Origin of the sequence: Paenibacillus piri (genome assembly GCF_004354045.1) — a bacterium.
In the GTDB taxonomy this organism is placed as follows: Bacteria; Bacillota; Bacilli; order Paenibacillales; family NBRC-103111; genus Paenibacillus_S; species Paenibacillus_S piri.
Map to the genome: position 1 here is coordinate 1 of NZ_SMRT01000056.1, position 1,140 is coordinate 1,140.

At 45.7% G+C, this 1,140-nt stretch carries 1 protein-coding gene; it reads left to right on the top strand.

Annotated features, from left to right (window positions below):
• On the top strand, positions 1-967 hold a 967-nt coding region (locus E1757_RS35570; RefSeq protein WP_133237154.1), incomplete at its 5' end, for an IS110 family RNA-guided transposase.
• Between the last annotated feature and the right edge of the window lie 173 nt (positions 968-1,140).

The window sequence follows — 1,140 nt, forward strand, 5'->3', positions numbered from 1 at the left end:
GTTCGTCTTAAATGCAAGAAAGGTGGCTCGTTTCAAGAAGGGATACGACTCGCTTCCCAAGAACGACCGCATCGATGCCTGGGTTATTGCAGACCATCTGCGATTTGGACGACTGCCCCATGAGATGAAAGACATCATCCAATTTGAAGCTTTGCAGCGCCTTACCCGTACTCGATTTTATTTAATGAAGAACATTAAAAGGGACAAGACCTATTTCTTAAATCAGGTCTTTTTGAAGTTCAGCGGCATGCGCCAGGATAATCCATTTTCCAATACATTCGGCAGTACAAGCCTTGCGGTGATTCAAGAGTTAGAGCCCGAGCAAGTTGCTAACATGTCGATACAAGAACTGGTTGAGTTTCTTAACGATAAAGGAAAGAACCGCTTTAAGAACMCAGAGGAGATTGCTACTTATCTTCAAAAGCTTGCTCGCTCCTCTTACCGTCTGGATAAGACCATGCAAGATCCCGTGAACATCTCGCTAGCTACGACACTCAGTGTAATTAACCATCTGGAGTCCGAAGTATTGAAGCTGGATAAAGAGATCGCCAAGATTATGAAGGGCATCCCTCAGACCTTGACATCGGTCAAAGGAATTGGCCCTGTTTTCGCGGCGGGCATCCTTGCTGAGATCGGCGGCATCGACCGCTTCCATGACCATAGCGACTTGGCMAAGTATGCCGGCCTTGTCTGGAACCAGAACCAGTCCGGTGAATTTGAAGCCGAGGAAACATCCCGTATGCGCACCGGTAACAAATACTTGCGCTACTATCTGGTTCAAGCTGCTGATTCGGTGCGAAAACACGATGCCGAGTACAGAGACTTTTACCAAAAGAAGTATGATGAAGTCCCGAAGCATAAGCACAAAAGAGCCCTCGTCCTATCTKCACGAAAATTGGTACGGTTGGTATTCATGCTACTGAAGACCAACAAAATGTACACACCACCCGAGAGGAGGAATCCATAGGATTTCCAGATTTCTACTCTTTTTACATGTTGCCCATGCCTGTAAATAGTCTGAAAATTYAGACTAAATGGTGGGGTTAGTTTAGTGATGTCTTTTTTYAGCTCTGGGTACGCTTTAGGCAATGTTTTTTCCAATTCTTATCGATCATCCCCTTGACATATCACCGCTGGGCT